The 14,018-nt window shown below is 68.6% G+C and carries 14 protein-coding genes; 7 read left to right on the top strand and 7 right to left on the bottom strand.

Features of this window, described 5'->3' with window-relative positions; all coding sequences use genetic code 11:
- The 3 genes from AACH06_RS22715 to AACH06_RS22705 form a co-directional block, all read left to right on the top strand.
- Positions 1-1,067, top strand: a 1,067-nt coding sequence (locus tag AACH06_RS22715) for a transposase (protein WP_341428069.1), incomplete at its 5' end; no start/stop codon positions are given.
- A gap of 180 nt (positions 1,068-1,247) precedes the next feature.
- Positions 1,248-2,177: a hypothetical protein gene (locus AACH06_RS22710; RefSeq protein ID WP_341428068.1), complete on the top strand. Its 930-nt coding sequence runs from the start codon at positions 1,248-1,250 to the stop codon at positions 2,175-2,177.
- Between the two features lie 81 nt (positions 2,178-2,258).
- Positions 2,259-3,113: a fumarylacetoacetate hydrolase family protein gene (locus tag AACH06_RS22705; protein ID WP_341428067.1), complete on the top strand. Its 855-nt coding sequence runs from the start codon at positions 2,259-2,261 to the stop codon at positions 3,111-3,113.
- A gap of 89 nt (positions 3,114-3,202) precedes the next feature.
- Here AACH06_RS22705 and AACH06_RS22700 read toward each other — a convergent pair whose 3' ends face one another.
- Positions 3,203-3,895 carry a hypothetical protein gene (locus tag AACH06_RS22700; protein WP_341428066.1) on the bottom strand — a complete coding sequence of 231 codons (693 nt, stop codon included), beginning with the start codon at positions 3,893-3,895 and terminating at the stop codon, positions 3,203-3,205.
- Between the two features lie 89 nt (positions 3,896-3,984).
- The gene (locus AACH06_RS22695) at positions 3,985-4,935 is read right to left on the bottom strand and encodes a LysR family transcriptional regulator (RefSeq protein ID WP_341428065.1); all 951 of its coding nucleotides are present in this window, start codon (positions 4,933-4,935) and stop codon (positions 3,985-3,987) included.
- Between the two features lie 90 nt (positions 4,936-5,025).
- Between AACH06_RS22695 and speB the strand changes: the two genes are divergently transcribed.
- Complete coding sequence (gene speB, locus AACH06_RS22690) at positions 5,026-5,973, top strand: agmatinase (protein WP_341428064.1); 948 nt, start codon at positions 5,026-5,028, stop codon at positions 5,971-5,973.
- Between the two features lie 117 nt (positions 5,974-6,090).
- Positions 6,091-6,525 carry a PilZ domain-containing protein gene (locus tag AACH06_RS22685; RefSeq protein WP_341428063.1) on the top strand — a complete coding sequence of 145 codons (435 nt, stop codon included), beginning with the start codon at positions 6,091-6,093 and terminating at the stop codon, positions 6,523-6,525.
- Between the two features lie 26 nt (positions 6,526-6,551).
- Here the strand turns inward: AACH06_RS22685 and AACH06_RS22680 are convergent, their stop codons facing one another.
- Entirely contained in the window at positions 6,552-7,181 is a 630-nt protein-coding gene (locus AACH06_RS22680) for an FMN-binding negative transcriptional regulator (RefSeq protein WP_341428062.1), read from the bottom strand.
- Between the two features lie 20 nt (positions 7,182-7,201).
- Positions 7,202-7,669, bottom strand: coding sequence for an OsmC family protein (locus AACH06_RS22675; RefSeq protein WP_341428061.1), 468 nt, complete (start codon positions 7,667-7,669; stop codon positions 7,202-7,204).
- 88 nt (positions 7,670-7,757) lie between these two features.
- Between AACH06_RS22675 and pdxR the strand changes: the two genes are divergently transcribed.
- A complete protein-coding gene (gene pdxR, locus AACH06_RS22670; protein WP_341428060.1) occupies positions 7,758-9,293 on the top strand; it encodes a MocR-like pyridoxine biosynthesis transcription factor PdxR in 1,536 nt (511 codons plus the stop codon).
- Between the two features lie 48 nt (positions 9,294-9,341).
- On the opposite strand, the gene AACH06_RS22665 is transcribed toward pdxR, so the two are convergent.
- Positions 9,342-9,878, bottom strand: coding sequence for an Lrp/AsnC family transcriptional regulator (locus AACH06_RS22665; protein ID WP_341428059.1), 537 nt, complete (start codon positions 9,876-9,878; stop codon positions 9,342-9,344).
- A 136-nt stretch (positions 9,879-10,014) separates the two neighbouring features.
- Here AACH06_RS22665 and AACH06_RS22660 point away from each other — a divergent pair, with 136 nt between their 5' ends.
- Positions 10,015-11,031, top strand: coding sequence for a 1-aminocyclopropane-1-carboxylate deaminase (locus AACH06_RS22660; RefSeq protein ID WP_341428058.1), 1,017 nt, complete (start codon positions 10,015-10,017; stop codon positions 11,029-11,031).
- Between the two features lie 63 nt (positions 11,032-11,094).
- Here the strand turns inward: AACH06_RS22660 and AACH06_RS22655 are convergent, their stop codons facing one another.
- Together AACH06_RS22655 and AACH06_RS22650 are read right to left on the bottom strand one after the other, a co-directional pair.
- Complete coding sequence (locus AACH06_RS22655) at positions 11,095-11,748, bottom strand: response regulator transcription factor (protein WP_341428057.1); 654 nt, start codon at positions 11,746-11,748, stop codon at positions 11,095-11,097.
- The gene (locus AACH06_RS22650; RefSeq protein WP_341428056.1) at positions 11,745-13,943 is read right to left on the bottom strand and encodes an ATP-binding protein; all 2,199 of its coding nucleotides are present in this window, start codon (positions 13,941-13,943) and stop codon (positions 11,745-11,747) included. The genes AACH06_RS22655 and AACH06_RS22650 overlap by 4 nt, the downstream gene beginning before the upstream one ends.
- Positions 13,944-14,018: the final 75 nt, after the last annotated feature.

Below are 14,018 nucleotides of genomic sequence, written 5' to 3'. Positions count from 1 at the left end.
AGCGCCGGCTGCATGAGGACCTGGCGTTTCGGATGCTGGCGGCGGGCAACTTCCCCCGCCACCGCACGATCTGCGACTTCAGGGCGTTTCATCTGAAGGAGCTGTCGGATCTGTTCGTGCAGGTGGTCAGGCTCGCCCGCGAGATGGGTCTGGTCAGGCTGGGGACGGTGGCCATCGACGGCACCAAGGTGAAGGCCAACGCCAGCCGCCACAAAGCCATGAGCTACGAGCGCATGAAGCAGGCTGAAGCCGAACTCAAGGCGCAGATCGATGCGCTGCTGGCGCGCGCCAAGGCCACCGACGAGGACGAAGCCGATGAGCCGGAGCTGGACCTGCCTGCCGAGATCGAGCGGCGCGAGGTGCGGCTGGCTGCCATCCGCCAAGCCCGAGAGCGCCTGGAGCAAAGCCAGCGCGAAGCGGACCTTGAGCGAGGCCGCAGCGACGACGACGACCGACGCCCGCGAGGTCCCGATGGCAAACCCAAGGATAGGCGCTACAAGCGCGAGTTCGGCGTGCCCGAGGACAAGGCGCAGGAGAACTTCACCGACCCGGACAGCCGCATCATGAAGCGAGCCGGCGGCGGGTTCGACCCAGCGTACAACGCGCAGACCGCGGTGGACGAGGCGGCGCACATCGTCGTGGCGGCAGAGTTGGACAACTGCGCTGCAGATGCGAACTGGCTGCTGCCGATGATCCAGGCGGTCAAGGACAACCTGGGCGAGCTGCCCGAACTCGGCCTGGCCGACGCGGGCTACCGCAGCGAAGACAACCTACGCAACGCGCAGATCGAGGTGATGGTGGCGATGGGCCGCGAAGGCAAGGATCATGCAGAGGTCGACGCCCAGCAGTACCCGCATACCGCAGCGATGGCCGCCAAGCTGCGGACCGATCAAGGCAAAGCGGCCTACCGCAAGCGCAAGTGGATCGCCGAGCCGCCCAACGGCTGGATCAAGAACGTGCTGGGGTTGCGACAGTTCAGCCTGCGGGGGCTGCACCGCGTGCGAGCGGAGTGGAAGCTCGTGTGCATGGCGCTGAACCTACGGCGCATGGCAACGATGGCTGCCTGAAAGGCCATAAATGCGCCCAGAACACGCCCGCAATACGCACACAATCGCCTCGCCAAACCCGCCGCAGACTCCGTTCGGTCGAGTCGGCCGCTGACAGCCGTCCCGGAACTCGACCGGATGACTTCACGGCGCCAGCAGCGATGTTGCTTAGAGTTCTGCCGCGCGGATAGCGTGTTCGACATGAGACACGCGACCTATGGGGTGAAGACACCGGTCCGCAGCCAGGGCTTCGAGCTGCGCGTCTTGCTGCCGGAGGACGACGGGCCGCTAAAGGTTAGCGCCAACGGGCCGGGCCGTCGGCAGCGGGTGTTCGAGTTGTCGAGCGTCGTTGGCGTGGTCCACCGCATGTGGGTGGTCGAGGGGCGCTTGGTGGTCTGCTCATGGGGCAACCACAGCCTGCGCGGCGAAGTGGCGGTGTTCAACCTGAACACGGGCGAGACGATCGACAGCTTCTGGGGCCAGTATGTGTCGGCCTCGCCGGATGGACGGCGCATCGCGTTTGAACGCTTCTATCCCGCCCCGTTCGCGGCGCCCGGCGAAAGCCAATATCGCCTGTACGACGTGTTGGCGACGCCGCGGGCGAATCGGCCGTCTTACTCGAAGGCGGACACCGCGGCCGCGATGAAGGCAGACGATCTCGATCGCCTGGAGCCGGGCGTCGCGCTGTATCCGCTGTCCGCGCGTGAATTGGCGCGGCCAACCCAGGTGGACGATCCACGCGATCGGCACGTCATGAAGTCTCGGCTGGTGTGGTCGCCCAACGGGGGTGAGTTGGCGGTGCTCGACTGGCACTCCGGACGGCTGTCGCTGGTGAGGGTCGACACCTCGAAACCGGTGAAGCCCGGCAAGGTGCGGGCCTGGGTGGCCCCACTGCCCGAGGCGGCCGCACTTTGCCAGGCGGACGATGACGACCGGGCCGATGCCGAGGCCGCCGCGGAGTGCAACGGCATCGATCACGATCAGGATCACGTTGCCATTGGGTTCGAACCTGGCGCATTGGTGGTCCGCCTGGCGCCCTCCAGTGCCGACGAGAGGGCCGAGGTGTGGCGCATCGCGCGGCAGCGCCTGAGGCCGGCGGAACAAGCCCGCTATCGCGACGAGGCGGGCTGACGGTCGGTGGGCGAACGGTCAGCGGCCGGCTGAGGCATCATCCTGTGGTGTTCGGGCGTGGGCCCTGGTGGGGATGCTGCGATGAGACTGCTTGCGTTTGCCGATCGCCACGGCCAGCCGGCGCTGGGTGCCCGTTTGGGCGACGAGCTGGTCGACCTGACGGCGGCGGGCCTGCCGGCCACGCTGGACGAACTGTTGCGCCAGGGGCCGACGGGCTTCGAGGCCGCACGGGCGGTGTTGGGCACGGCGCCGCGGCGCCCTGTGGCGGGCATCACGCATCTGCCACCGCTGCAACATCCCGGGAAGGCCCTGGCCGTGGGCCTGAACTACCGTGATCACGCGGCTGAAAGTGGCTTTGAGCTGCCGAAGTTCCCGGTGGTCTTCCAACGCTACCCGTCATCATGGGTGGCGCACGGGCAGGCCCTGGTGCGACCGCGGGCATCCGAGCAGCTCGACTACGAAGCTGAGTTGGTGGCCGTCATCGGCCGTGCCGGCCGACACATCCACGCCGCCGATGCCTTGGCCCACGTCGCCGGCTATTCGGTCTTCAACGACGGTTCCATCCGGGATCGACAGTTGCGCACGCCGCAGTGGCTGCTGGGCAAGAACTTCGACGCCACAGGCGCCTTTGGCCCCGAGTTCGTCACGGCCGACGAACTGCCCCCGGGCGCGTCGGGTCTGCGCATCCAGTGCCGTCTGAACGGCCAGGCGCTGCAGGACGGCAACACGGCGGACATGGTGTTCGACGTCGCGGCGCTGGTGGCCGCTTGTTCCGAAGTGATGACCCTTCAGCCCGGCGACATGATCATCACCGGCACGCCGGCCGGTGTCGGCATGGGCCGCCGGCCACCCGTGTGGATGAAAGCGGGCGATGTCTGCGACGTGGAGATCGAGGGCATCGGCCTGCTGCGCAACCCGGTGGTCGACGAGGGCTGAAACGCCTCGCCCGGGCACGCTGAGGTGTCACGCCACTTCGCCGGGGGCCTCGCACCGCGCGGCCGGGCGGGCGAGCGACGCGCCTGCGATCAGGGCCGCTGCTTGATGGACACGTTGTCCATCCACTGGTCTTCGCCGATCGATTGCTCGACACCCAGCTGCACGCGCTTGATCTGGTCGGGCTTGACCGATATGAGCTGGCGCGAATAGTCGATCGCCCGCCGGCCATCCACGCGGCCAGTGAAGCGCAACTGGTTCTGGGTCACGCGCAGGTGGAAGTGGTAGGTGCCGTCGGGCCAGGTGGAGAACTGCAAGACCTCCCCCATGTTGTCGCTGATCACGGTCAGAAAGCCGGCCTGGCTGCCGGGTGTCGAGCTCGGCGCCACCCTCACCACGATGCCGCTGCCGGTCGGCGTCGAGAGCGTCACCTCCTGGTGGTGCGCATGTCCGTCGTGCTGCAGATTGCCCTTCCAGGCCACCGTCAACGTGCCGGTGCCCGGCGCGACTTCCAGTGACGAGCTCAGGGTGCAGGCACCGTTGGTTTGGCCGGCGAAGAAGCGGTGGTGGCCCACGCCGCAGGGCCCGCTGTCACTTTGCCTGCGCAGCTTCCAGCCGGGTGGAACCAGGTTGTCGTTGAAATCGAGGTATTGATCGGCCATGGCCGACAACGTGGCGCCATGGGCGATGGCCCACGGTGCCAAGAGTGTCGAAAGGGCCCCAAGGGCTCGGGGGACCCCGGTGGGGCGGCCCGGCGCCCGGCGCGTACTCTTCAGGCGGTTCATGGTTTTCTCCCTGACGCGGCACGTCGAGGTGCCGTTGAACTGGCAGTGTAGGCCCTGTCCATCGCCGGCGAACATCCGGTTTTTCCGTTTCACGGGGCCAGGGCCCGAAGCAGTGTTCGCACCGGTGCCTCGACCTGGCCGCGTCGGCAGCACAGGACGATGTCCTGCCGATAGCTGAAGAGGGCAGGGTGGACGCGTCGCCAGCTGGCGCCGAAAGGGCTGGCCTGCACGTAGTGGTCGGGCAGGAAGCCCGCATAGCAGCCGCTGGCCACCAGCAGCGCACCGGCTTCGATGCTGTCCGCTCGTGGCGCGCCGGGGCCAGACACCAGGCGGCTCGACGCCGGCAGGTCCACCGAGTACGGGTCGCAGACCACGTCGATCTCGGTCAGATGCTGGCGTGTGATGCCCTCGTCGGCGCGCTCGAACCAGGGGTGGCCGGGCGCCACGTACAGGCTGTTCGCTTCGGCATAGAGCGTGTGCTGTTGCAGCCCGGCCGCAGGCGGATGAGAGGCGAGCACGCCGGCCTCCAGCTCACCGGCGAGGATGCGCCGCTCGATCTCGATGGGGCGCAGCGAGTGCAGGTGCAGCCGCAGCCTGGGCAGCGTCTTCACGCAGGCGGCCAGGGCCCGCGGCAGGGGGGCGCCGGGTGCCGTCCACAGCCCGTCCACGATGCCCAGCCGAAGCTGCGGCGCACTGGTGCCGTCGAGGGTGGCCAGTTGCTCGCGAAAGCCCTGCCAGGAGCCCAGCAAGGCCTGTGCGGCGTGGTGCAGTTGCTCACCCGCCGGGGTCAGCGCGAATCCGCCGCGACCGCGTTGCGCCAGTTTCACGCCGGCGCGCGTCTCCAGCTCTTTGAATTGGCGGCTGATCGTCGACAGGTCGGCCTGCAACTCGGCGGTGGCGGCGGAGAAGCCGCCGGCAGCCACCACCACGCAGAACAGGCGCAGTTGCCTCAATTCGGCCTCGTCGATCGGTGCCAACCGACGCGCCGCGTCGCCCGCGAAGGCGTTGCCAGGGTCAAGTGAACTTGCGCGTCGCGTCATGGGTGCTGCAAGCGGGTTGGGCTAGTCTCGGCGGGCCTCGTCGCTTGGCATGTTGCCAGAGCCGGTGGCTCCCACCTCATTCGTGACGACATGACCCAGTTCGCCTTCCTCTCGGCTTCGACCTTTCTCAAAGTGCCCGCCTCCTCTGGCCAGCCGCGGCCTTTCGGGCTCGCGGGCATGGCCTGGGATGGCTCGACCACCAATCGGCCCGGGGCGCGCTTCGGGCCTCGGGCGATCCGCGAGGCCAGCCACATGCTGTGCGATGCGATCCATCCGGTGTTCGACCTCAGCCCCGCCGAGATGCTGGATGACCACGGCGACCTGCCGCTGCCCAACACCGGCATCGAGGGCATGCGCGCGGCCCTGGCACCGCAATTGCCCGCGCTGCTCGATCGTCAGCACATGGTGTGGTTGGGCGGCGATCACTCGATCACGCTGCCGATCCTGCGGGCGCACCGAGCGCGTTGGGGCCGGCCGCTGGCGGTGATCCACTTCGATGCGCATTGCGACACCTGGACCGACCACTTCGGCGAACCCAGCGGCCACGGCACCTGGGTGTACGAAGCGTTCCAGGAGGGCCTGGTGGTGCCGGCCTGTTTCACCCAGATCGGCATCCGCTCGTCGGGCGAGCGCGCGGCGCGCGACTACGTGCGTGACCAGGGCGGCCAGATCTTCACGGCCCGTGACCTGCGGGGCCGCGAAAACAGCGAGCAACTGGCCGGCGTCATCGCCGTCATCCGTGAGCGCCTGCGCGAGCACGGGAACCCGCCGCTGTACCTGAGCCTCGACATCGATTGCCTCGACCCGGCTTTCGCGCCAGGCACGGGCACGCCGGAGCCGGGCGGCATGACGACGAACCAGGTGCTCACGCTGCTGGAAGAGCTGGCCGATCTCGACTTCGTGGGCATGGATTGCGTCGAGGTGGCGCCCCCCTACGACCATGCCGAACTCACCTCGTACGCAGCGGCCCACTTCGTGTGGACCTACCTCGCGGGTCGCTGTGCCGCACGTCGGTCGAGTGCGTCGGCTGGCGCTTGAGCAGACGCCGCTCTCGGTCGATCGAAAAGCCCCACTTCAGTCCCTGATTCAGGGGTTCTGCCGGCGACGGTCCAGGGCGTATCCTCAGTGCATGCAAGCCACCCGGAGGATGTTGGCATGCGCCAGTTCATTCGACACCCGATCGATGTCCCCGTCGAGATCGACATTGGTGACGAAGCGTCGCCGTCGGGCTACTACACGCACGACATCAGCCTGGGCGGGCTGGCCTTTCGATCCGGCTCCGAGGTGAAGCCCGGCTCGATGGTCGACATCAGCATCGGTTGTGTGCAGCCGCCGTTCCACGCCCATGCCAGGGTGGCCTGGTGCAAGCCGCATCCGCTCAGCGGCTACGAGCTTGGGGTCACCTTCCTCGATGCGGACGATGCCTTCCGCGCCCGCATGGTCGAGCAGCTGTGCCACATCGAGGACTACCGGCGCGCGGTGCTGCGCACCGAAGGCCGGGAGCTCGACATGGACGAAGCCGCCGCCGAGTGGATCGACAAGTACGCTGCGCAGTTTCCCGAGTTCGGCTCGGCGAGCAAGGTGCACTGACACGGCGAGCGCCGACTCTCGGGGTGTCAGCGTGTCAGCCGCGGGTCGACCACCCAGGCAGCGACGTCACGGCCTTCCTCACTGCCCGCCTGGTGCAGTCCGGCATGCACACCTTGTCGGTCCGCCTCGCTTCGGTTCTGGCTCATCTTCCACCGACCTTCGATGCGGTCGATGGTGATCTCGATACCGACGATGGCCCGCAGCAACTGATCGATGTAGGCAGCCGGCGCATCCGACACCCGCCACGGCGCGGCTTGCCGAGCCTCGTGCGTGTCGGTGAGGCGCTCGACCAGCGCCAGCAGCTCATCGCGGCCGTCAAAGGCACGAGACCGGCCATGCACATGCACCACCGCGTAGTTCCAGGTGGGCACCACCTTGCCGTGTTCGCGCTTGCTGGCGTACCAGCCCGGCGACACGTAGGCCTGCGGGCCCTGGAACACCACCAGGCTCTGGCCCGGTGTGCGCCAGACCGGATTGGCACGGGAGACATGGGCGCGCAGCGCGCCGTGGGCGCCGTGGCTCGCGTCAAACAAGAAGGGCACGTGATCGGCGCGCAGCTCTGCGCCGCTGGTGCTGAACCAGGTGCCCAGCGGGTGGGCGGCCATCAGGGCCTGCCAGTCCTCTGGCCGGTCGTGCTTGAAGTGGGGCATGTGCATGGGGGGCGCCTCGGGCTGGTTCAGGCCACCTGGGGTTCACAACGCACATCGGCGGTGACCGAGTGGGCGATGTAGCACTCGTCATGTGCCTGGTGGTGCAAGCGCGTGAGCGTGTCGGTGTCGGGTGCCTCACCCGCAAAGCGCACGGCAGGCCGCAGCGTGATGGTGGTGATGGCCAGTCGGCCCTGGCCGTTGCGGGCCATCGTGCCGGTGGCGTCGTCGCGGTAGTCGTCCACCACGAAGCCGGCGCGTGCGGCCAGCGACAGGAACCACAGCATGTGGCAGCTGGACACGGCCGCCACCAGGGCCTCCTCGGGGTCGACGGCGCTGGGGTCGGAGTAGGGCAGGGGCACCGAATGCGGTGAGGACGAGCCCGCCACCTCGGCGCCCCCATCGAACCGCAACAGGTGTCGACGGTGGTAGCGCTGGTCGGTGAAGGGCTCGTCCGGCTGGCGCTGCCAGAGCACGCGGGCGGTGTAGTCGGCCATGGGAGGAGCGGACGGCGATGCGCCCGGTTTCGGTGAATTGGCCCTTCAGCTTACGCGGTAAGCTGTAGCCGGAAGGAGCCAATCGGCCATGACACACAGGGCCAAGTCGCGGGTGAGGCACCCGGCCATCACCGCCTCCGCGGCCCCGCCGGTGGGGCGGAGCTCGCGGGTCATCCCGCCCGTGGCCCCCACGCTGGCACCGGATGTGCCCCTTCGGCTGCAGGTCTATCGCCAGCTGCGCAGCGCCATCGAGCACGGGAACCTGCCCCCCGGCGCCCGCCTGCCACCCACGCGCGAACAGGCCTCGCTGCTGGGTGTTTCCCGCAACACCGTGCTGTGGGCGATGGAGCGCCTGCGGGCCGAGGGCTATGTGGTGGCGCATGTGGGGCGCGGCAGTTTCGTGGCCGAGGGTTTCGGGCCCCCGGTCGCGTGGCGTCGCGCGGTTCGAGCGATGGCACCGGTGTTGTCGCGCCGCGGCCAGGCGATTGCCGACATCGCTTTGCGTTGGCTGCCTCCCACCCAGGCGGCGAAGCCTTTTCGCATCGGTGCGCCCGAGGTGCAGACCTTTCCGTACGCGGTGTGGGATAGGCTGTCTCGTCAGGTGTCGGCGTCAGAGCGACAGTCGCTGGCCCAGTACCTGGACCCGGCCGGCTGGCCGCCGCTGCGCGAGGCGATCGCGCAGTGGCTGTGGGCCTCTCGCGGGCTGCGCTGCGATGCCGCGCAGGTGCTGGTGTGCTCGGGTTCGCAGCAGGCGCTCGACCTGATCGGGCGGCTGTTGCTCGACCCGGGCGACGAGGTGATGGTGGAAGACCCGGGCTACCCTGGCATCCGGGCGGCGTTGATGGGCCAAGGCGCCCAGACCCGGCCCGTGCCGCTGGACGATGAGGGCCTGGACATCGATCAGGGTGCCGAACGTTGGCCGCGCGCGCGTCTGGTGGTGGCCACGCCGGGCTGCCAGTTCCCGACGGGCGTTCGCATGAGCCTGGCCCGACGCCTGGCCTTGATGATCTGGGCCCACCGCCACGATGGCTGGGTGGTGGAAGACGACTACGACGGCGAGTTCCAGTACGGCGCGCATCGGCTGCCCGCGATGGCCAGCCTGTTGCAGGCCGACCGGGTGCTGTACGTGGGCACCTTCTCCAAGGCGCTGCACCCGGGGCTGCGCTTGGGTTTCATCGTGCTGCCGGTGTCGTTGGTGCCGGCGTTCGCGATGGCCCGCGCGGTGGTCGATCGGCACGCACCGGGCGACACGCAGGCGGTGCTGGCCCGCTTCATCGCCGAAGGCCATCTGCTGCGGCATCTGAACCGCATGCGCGATCTCTATCCCGCGCGTCAGGCCAGGCTGAGGCGGCTGCTGGCGGAACTCAGCGACGGTGCGCTGCAGTTGCACGCGCAACACCACGGCCTGCATCTGCTGCACGAAGTGCGCGCCGGTTCGGCCGATCACCAGGTGTCGGCCCGCGCGATGGAGGCCGGGGTGATGCTGCCGCCCTTGTCGCGCTACGCCATCGAGACGCAGCGGCGTGGCAGGCTGTTTGGCTACGCCGGCTACGACGACACATCGTTGCGGCGTGCGGCCGAGGCCGTGGCGCCGTTGCTGCGCCGCATGGGCGGGCGCCGATGAATGGTTAGCGGCGAACGGTGGTGATGAGTGCGCCGCCGCCGACGCGCGTCAGATCGGAAACTGGGTCGTCGACAGCACCTGCTTGAGCACGAGAAACGAGCGTATCTGGCGCACGCCCGGCAGGTGCAGCAACTGCTCGGCATGCAGTTGGTTGAAGCTGTCGTTGTCACGCGTGCGGATCAGCATGAAGTAGTCGAACTCACCCGTCACCACGTGGCACTCCATGCAACCCGAGACCTTGGCCGCGGCCTTTTCGAAGTGGGCAAACGACTCGGGCGTGGACCGGTCCAGCACGACGCCGATCATCACCAGCATGCCGGCATCCAGCGCACGCGGATTCAGCAGCGCCACGATGCCGGTGATGAGCCCCATCTGCTTGAGCCGCTCGACGCGCCGCAGGCAGGCGGGCGGGCTCAGGTTCACCTTGGCTGACAGCGCCACGTTCGACAACGAAGCGTCGCGTTGCAGCTGCCGAAGGATGGCCTTGTCGATGCGGTCGATCGGGGCCGTCGCTTCGCGCGTTTCTGCCGGCCTCGGGCGTTTCGAGGCAGAGCGAACTTTTGTTGTGCGAGTTGGAGAAGCCATGAAACGTTGGGTCTTGAAATGGATTCGAGGGTGCCGAATGGTGTGAGAAGGCGCCCCAAGACGCAACCCTGTGAATCGACTTTGTTTCTAGCATCACGGCCATTCACCCCAGACCCACTCACCCATGAGGCCCGCGATGAACCTGCAACGCTTTGCCCGCTACCCGCTCACCTTCGGCCCCACCCCCATCCATCCGCTGCAGCGCCTCAGCGCCCACCTGGGCGGCGAAGTCGAGCTGTATGCGAAGCGGGAAGACTGCAACAGTGGCTTGGCCTTCGGCGGCAACAAGACCCGCAAGTTGGAATACCTGATTCCCGAGGCGCTGGCCCAGGGTTGTGACACCCTGGTCTCCATCGGTGGCATCCAGTCGAACCAGACGCGGCAGGTGGCGGCGGTGGCCGCGCACCTGGGCATGAAGTGCGTGCTGGTGCAGGAGAACTGGGTCAACTATTCCGACGCGGTGTACGACCGTGTGGGCAACATCGAGATGTCACGCATCCTGGGAGCCGATGTCCGGCTGGACGCGGCGGGATTCGACATCGGCATCCGACCCAGTTGGGAACAGGCGATGGAGGATGTGCGGCGAGCGGGCGGCAAGCCCTTCCCGATTCCCGCCGGCTGCTCCGAGCACCCGCTGGGTGGGCTGGGCTTCGTCGGTTTTGCCGAGGAGGTGCGGGCCCAGGAAGCCGAGCTGGGCTTCCGGTTCGACTACATCGTGGTGTGCTCGGTGACCGGCAGCACCCAGGCGGGGATGGTGGTGGGCTTCGCGGCCGACGGTCGTGCCGACCGGGTGATCGGCATCGATGCCTCGGCCCAGCCGGAGAAGACCCGCGCGCAGATCCTGCGCATCGCCCGGCACACCGCCGAGCTGGTCGAGCTCGGCCGCCCCATCACCGAGGCCGACGTGGTGCTCGACACCCGTTATGGGGGCCCCGAGTACGGCCTGCCGAGCGACGGCACGCTGGAGGCGATCCGCCTGTGCGCGCGGCAGGAAGGCATGCTGACCGACCCCGTCTACGAGGGCAAGTCGATGCAGGGCATGATCGACAAAGTGCGCCGTGGCGAGTTCCCGCCCGGCTCGCGGGTGCTGTACGCCCACCTGGGCGGGGTGCCCGCGCTCAATGCCTACAGCTTCCTGTTCCGCGACGGCTGAGAGCGCCCCCCAACCCGCCGGGGATGATGAAACGTGGGGCGGCCCGGCGTTGGCTATGCAGCGTCAGACGCCCGACGGGCTTTCCCAGAGGCGGGGGGGCACATCGCGCAGCCGCGCGGCCAGCTCCATGCTGGTGTGCACGTTGAACTTCTGGTAGATGCGCAGCCGGTGGGCCTCGACGGTCTTGGTGCTGATGTTCAGGTGCGCGGCGATCTGCTTGCTGAGGTAGCCCGCGATCATCTCGCCCAGCACCTCACGCTCGCGAGGCGTCAGCTCGTTGATCGAGGCCACCAGGCCCGCGCGGCCTTCATGCACGCGGCGCGCCTCGCGGTCGCTCGCGAGCGCACGGCTGACGGCGTCGACCAGGGTGCGCGGGTCGGCCGGCTTCTCCAGGAAGTCGGCCGCGCCTTGCTTGAGCGCCTGGACCACCATCGGGATGTCGCCATGGCCGGTGAGGAACAGCACCGGTGGCAGGTAGCCCAGCGTGCGTTGCGCGCGCCGCGTGAGCGTGTCGAACAGCTCCAACCCGCTCATGCCCGGGATGCGCACATCCAGCACCAGGCAACCGAAGCGGTCGGGTTGCGGATCGTCGAGAAAATCCTGCGCCCGCTCGAACTCGACGCTCGCCCATCCGCGGGTGTCCAGCAGCATGGCCAGTGACCGTCGGACGCTGGGGTCGTCGTCGATGAGGGCGATGGTGGCAGAGGATGTGCTCATTCGGCAGCGGTGTTCAAGTCGGTGGATTCGTGGCGCCGTTGGGGTTGGGCGCGTTCGGCATTGGTGCGTTCAGCATCGGCGATCTCGGCATCGGCAGGTTGTTCGGCCAGTGGCGGGGCGGCGTCCGGGCGATCGGCCAGAGGCAGACGGAAGCTGAACAGCGTGCCGCCGCCTTCGCGCGCGCTCGCCCACAGCCGCCCGCCGTGGCTCTCGATGACGGTGCGGCAGATGGCCAGGCCCAACCCCATGCCGTCGGACTTGGTGGTGTAGAACGGCTGGAACAGCTGGGCCGGATCGGCCAGCCCGGTGCCGCGATCGGCCACGCTGACGACCACGTGGTCATCGTCCACCTGCACCCGCACCGTCACCGCGTCGGGGGGCGGTACGCTGTGCGGGGCCTGCGTGCTCGGCGCAGCCATGGGCAGGGCCTCCAGCGCATTGCGCAACAGGTTGAGCAGCACCTGCTCGATCATCACGCCGTCGCCATCGATCTCGGGGTCGCCCTCGATCTGTACGCCGATGTGCACGCGCTGGCGCTGGGCCAGCGGCTCGAGCAGCAGCAAGGGCTCTGCCAACAAGGACCGCACCGCGTGTCGGCGGTGTTCGACGCGGCGCTTCTGGATGAAGCCGCGCAGGCTTTGCACGATGCGGCCGGCGCGGCGCGCTTCTTCGCCGATGCGTGCCACCGCGTCTTCCGCCTTGCCGGGAGGCGGCGGCGACAGGGCGAGCACGCTGTCTGCCACGGCCGCGTAGTTGGCGATCGCCGCCAGCGGCTGGTTCAGCTCATGCGCAATGCCTGAGGCGAATTCAGCCAGGCTGGCCAGCCGGGCGGTGCGTTGCAGCAACTCGTCACGCTCACGGGCCACCCGTGCGGCCTCGTGCTCGGCGGTGGTGTCGTGCAGCGAGGCCATCCAGCCTTGGGGCTGCCCATCGCTTCCCACCAGGGGCGAGGCGAACAGCCGCACGGGCAGCAGCGATCCATCGGCACGTTGCAGCGTCAGGGCTTGTCCGTGCGCCGGGCTGTGGCCACGCATCATCGCTTCGTGCGCCTCGGCACATTCGCCGCGCAAGGCGGCATGCGGCTCACCAGGCCAGAAGGAAAAGGGAGCCACCTGGTTCACCAGGGTGGCGTTGTCCAGGCCGAGCATGCGCCCCAGGGCCGGGTTGGCGTAGATGAGGCGACCATCGCGGCCGAAGGCCACGAGCGCTGTGAGCAGCGAGTTCTCCATCGCCTGCCGGAACTGCAGTGCATCGGCCAGGGCCTGCTGGGCGGCCACACGCTCGCGCAACCAACGCTGCAGCACCCGAAGCAGTGCCACGATCAGCAAGCCGAAAGCCACCACCGCCGCCGCCAGGCCAGCCAGCAGTGCGGACGGGTGGCCGCTGGGATGTGGCTGCTGCCACAGCGACAGGCCGCTATCGGCCGGGCCGAAGCCCAGTTGGCGGTGGGTGACGCCGTCGGTGGTGACGTCGAGCGAGGGCGACACGTCGCGCGGTGACAGGCGCTTGTTCTGCCGGTCGACCAGGGCCAGGTCGTAGCGCTGGACAAACCACCACGGCACCTCCTGCTCCAGCAGGCGGTCGAGGTCGTAGGTGGCCAGCAAGGTGCCGTGCGCCGTGTTGTCGTCGCTCACCGGGATGGCCAACACCCACAACGGTGCACCTTGCTCGATCACCTTGCTGTAGGCCGGGCGCTGCAGGGTGTGGGCACGCTCGACGGCGCTGGCGATCAGCGGGTCGCTCAGCGGCGGCAGCTGGCTGGGCCTCAGGTCGTAGGCGGGCAGGCCGGCCAGGCGGCGGCCTTGGCGATCGACGAAATCGATGGCCAGAAGGGCGGGGTGCTCCTTCATCAGGCCGTCGATGCGGCTGGTGAATTCGTCCAGTGCGGCGGGCGAGGGCGGTGCGAGGTCGTGCGCCCAATTGACCAGCATGCGCTGGTGCTGGTCGAGCGTGGAGCGAATGGTCTGTTCGAGCCACAGGCCGTCGAGGGCACTGCGGTGGTCCTGCTGAGCGCGCTGGTCCTTGAACCATTGCCAGCCCAGGGTCGTCGATACGAACAGGCCCAGCACCAGTGCGAGAGAGGCGGCCCACCATGGCCAGCGGCGGTGGACAAACGGCAGGTGGGCGTCGAGCACGGTGACTGCAGGGGCGTGAGGCGGTGCCGCACTCGTGCCGTGCGGCGTGGGCGGCAGCATAGGCGAAGGCCTCGCTTCCGCGGCCAACGGAACGTGGAGGTTTCCCCCGCTTGCGGCGGGCCGCGGCTGCGGGTC

This window comes from Ideonella lacteola (assembly GCF_038066555.1).
In the GTDB taxonomy this organism is placed as follows: Bacteria; Pseudomonadota; Gammaproteobacteria; order Burkholderiales; family Burkholderiaceae_C; genus Ideonella; species Ideonella lacteola.
The sequence above is the reverse complement of the archived record's forward strand: the minus strand, read 5'-3'. Positions and strand labels throughout refer to the sequence as shown.

Excerpts from the sequence above, each read along its gene's own strand:
- AACH06_RS22695 (WP_341428065.1), bottom strand. The coding sequence starts at position 4,935 with ATGACGCGACGCGCAAGTTCACTTGACCCTGGCAACGCCTTCGCGGGC.
- AACH06_RS22685 (WP_341428063.1), top strand. The coding sequence starts at position 6,091 with ATGCGCCAGTTCATTCGACACCCGATCGATGTCCCCGTCGAGATCGAC.
- AACH06_RS22700 (WP_341428066.1), bottom strand. The coding sequence starts at position 3,895 with ATGAACCGCCTGAAGAGTACGCGCCGGGCGCCGGGCCGCCCCACCGGG.
- AACH06_RS22665 (WP_341428059.1), bottom strand. The coding sequence starts at position 9,878 with ATGGCTTCTCCAACTCGCACAACAAAAGTTCGCTCTGCCTCGAAACGC.
- AACH06_RS22660 (WP_341428058.1), top strand. The coding sequence starts at position 10,015 with ATGAACCTGCAACGCTTTGCCCGCTACCCGCTCACCTTCGGCCCCACC.
- AACH06_RS22680 (WP_341428062.1), bottom strand. The coding sequence starts at position 7,181 with ATGCACATGCCCCACTTCAAGCACGACCGGCCAGAGGACTGGCAGGCC.
- AACH06_RS22650 (WP_341428056.1), bottom strand. The coding sequence starts at position 13,943 with ATGCTGCCGCCCACGCCGCACGGCACGAGTGCGGCACCGCCTCACGCC.
- speB (WP_341428064.1), top strand. The coding sequence starts at position 5,026 with ATGACCCAGTTCGCCTTCCTCTCGGCTTCGACCTTTCTCAAAGTGCCC.
- AACH06_RS22675 (WP_341428061.1), bottom strand. The coding sequence starts at position 7,669 with ATGGCCGACTACACCGCCCGCGTGCTCTGGCAGCGCCAGCCGGACGAG.
- AACH06_RS22710 (WP_341428068.1), top strand. The coding sequence starts at position 1,248 with ATGAGACACGCGACCTATGGGGTGAAGACACCGGTCCGCAGCCAGGGC.
- AACH06_RS22705 (WP_341428067.1), top strand. The coding sequence starts at position 2,259 with ATGAGACTGCTTGCGTTTGCCGATCGCCACGGCCAGCCGGCGCTGGGT.
- AACH06_RS22655 (WP_341428057.1), bottom strand. The coding sequence starts at position 11,748 with ATGAGCACATCCTCTGCCACCATCGCCCTCATCGACGACGACCCCAGC.
- pdxR (WP_341428060.1), top strand. The coding sequence starts at position 7,758 with ATGACACACAGGGCCAAGTCGCGGGTGAGGCACCCGGCCATCACCGCC.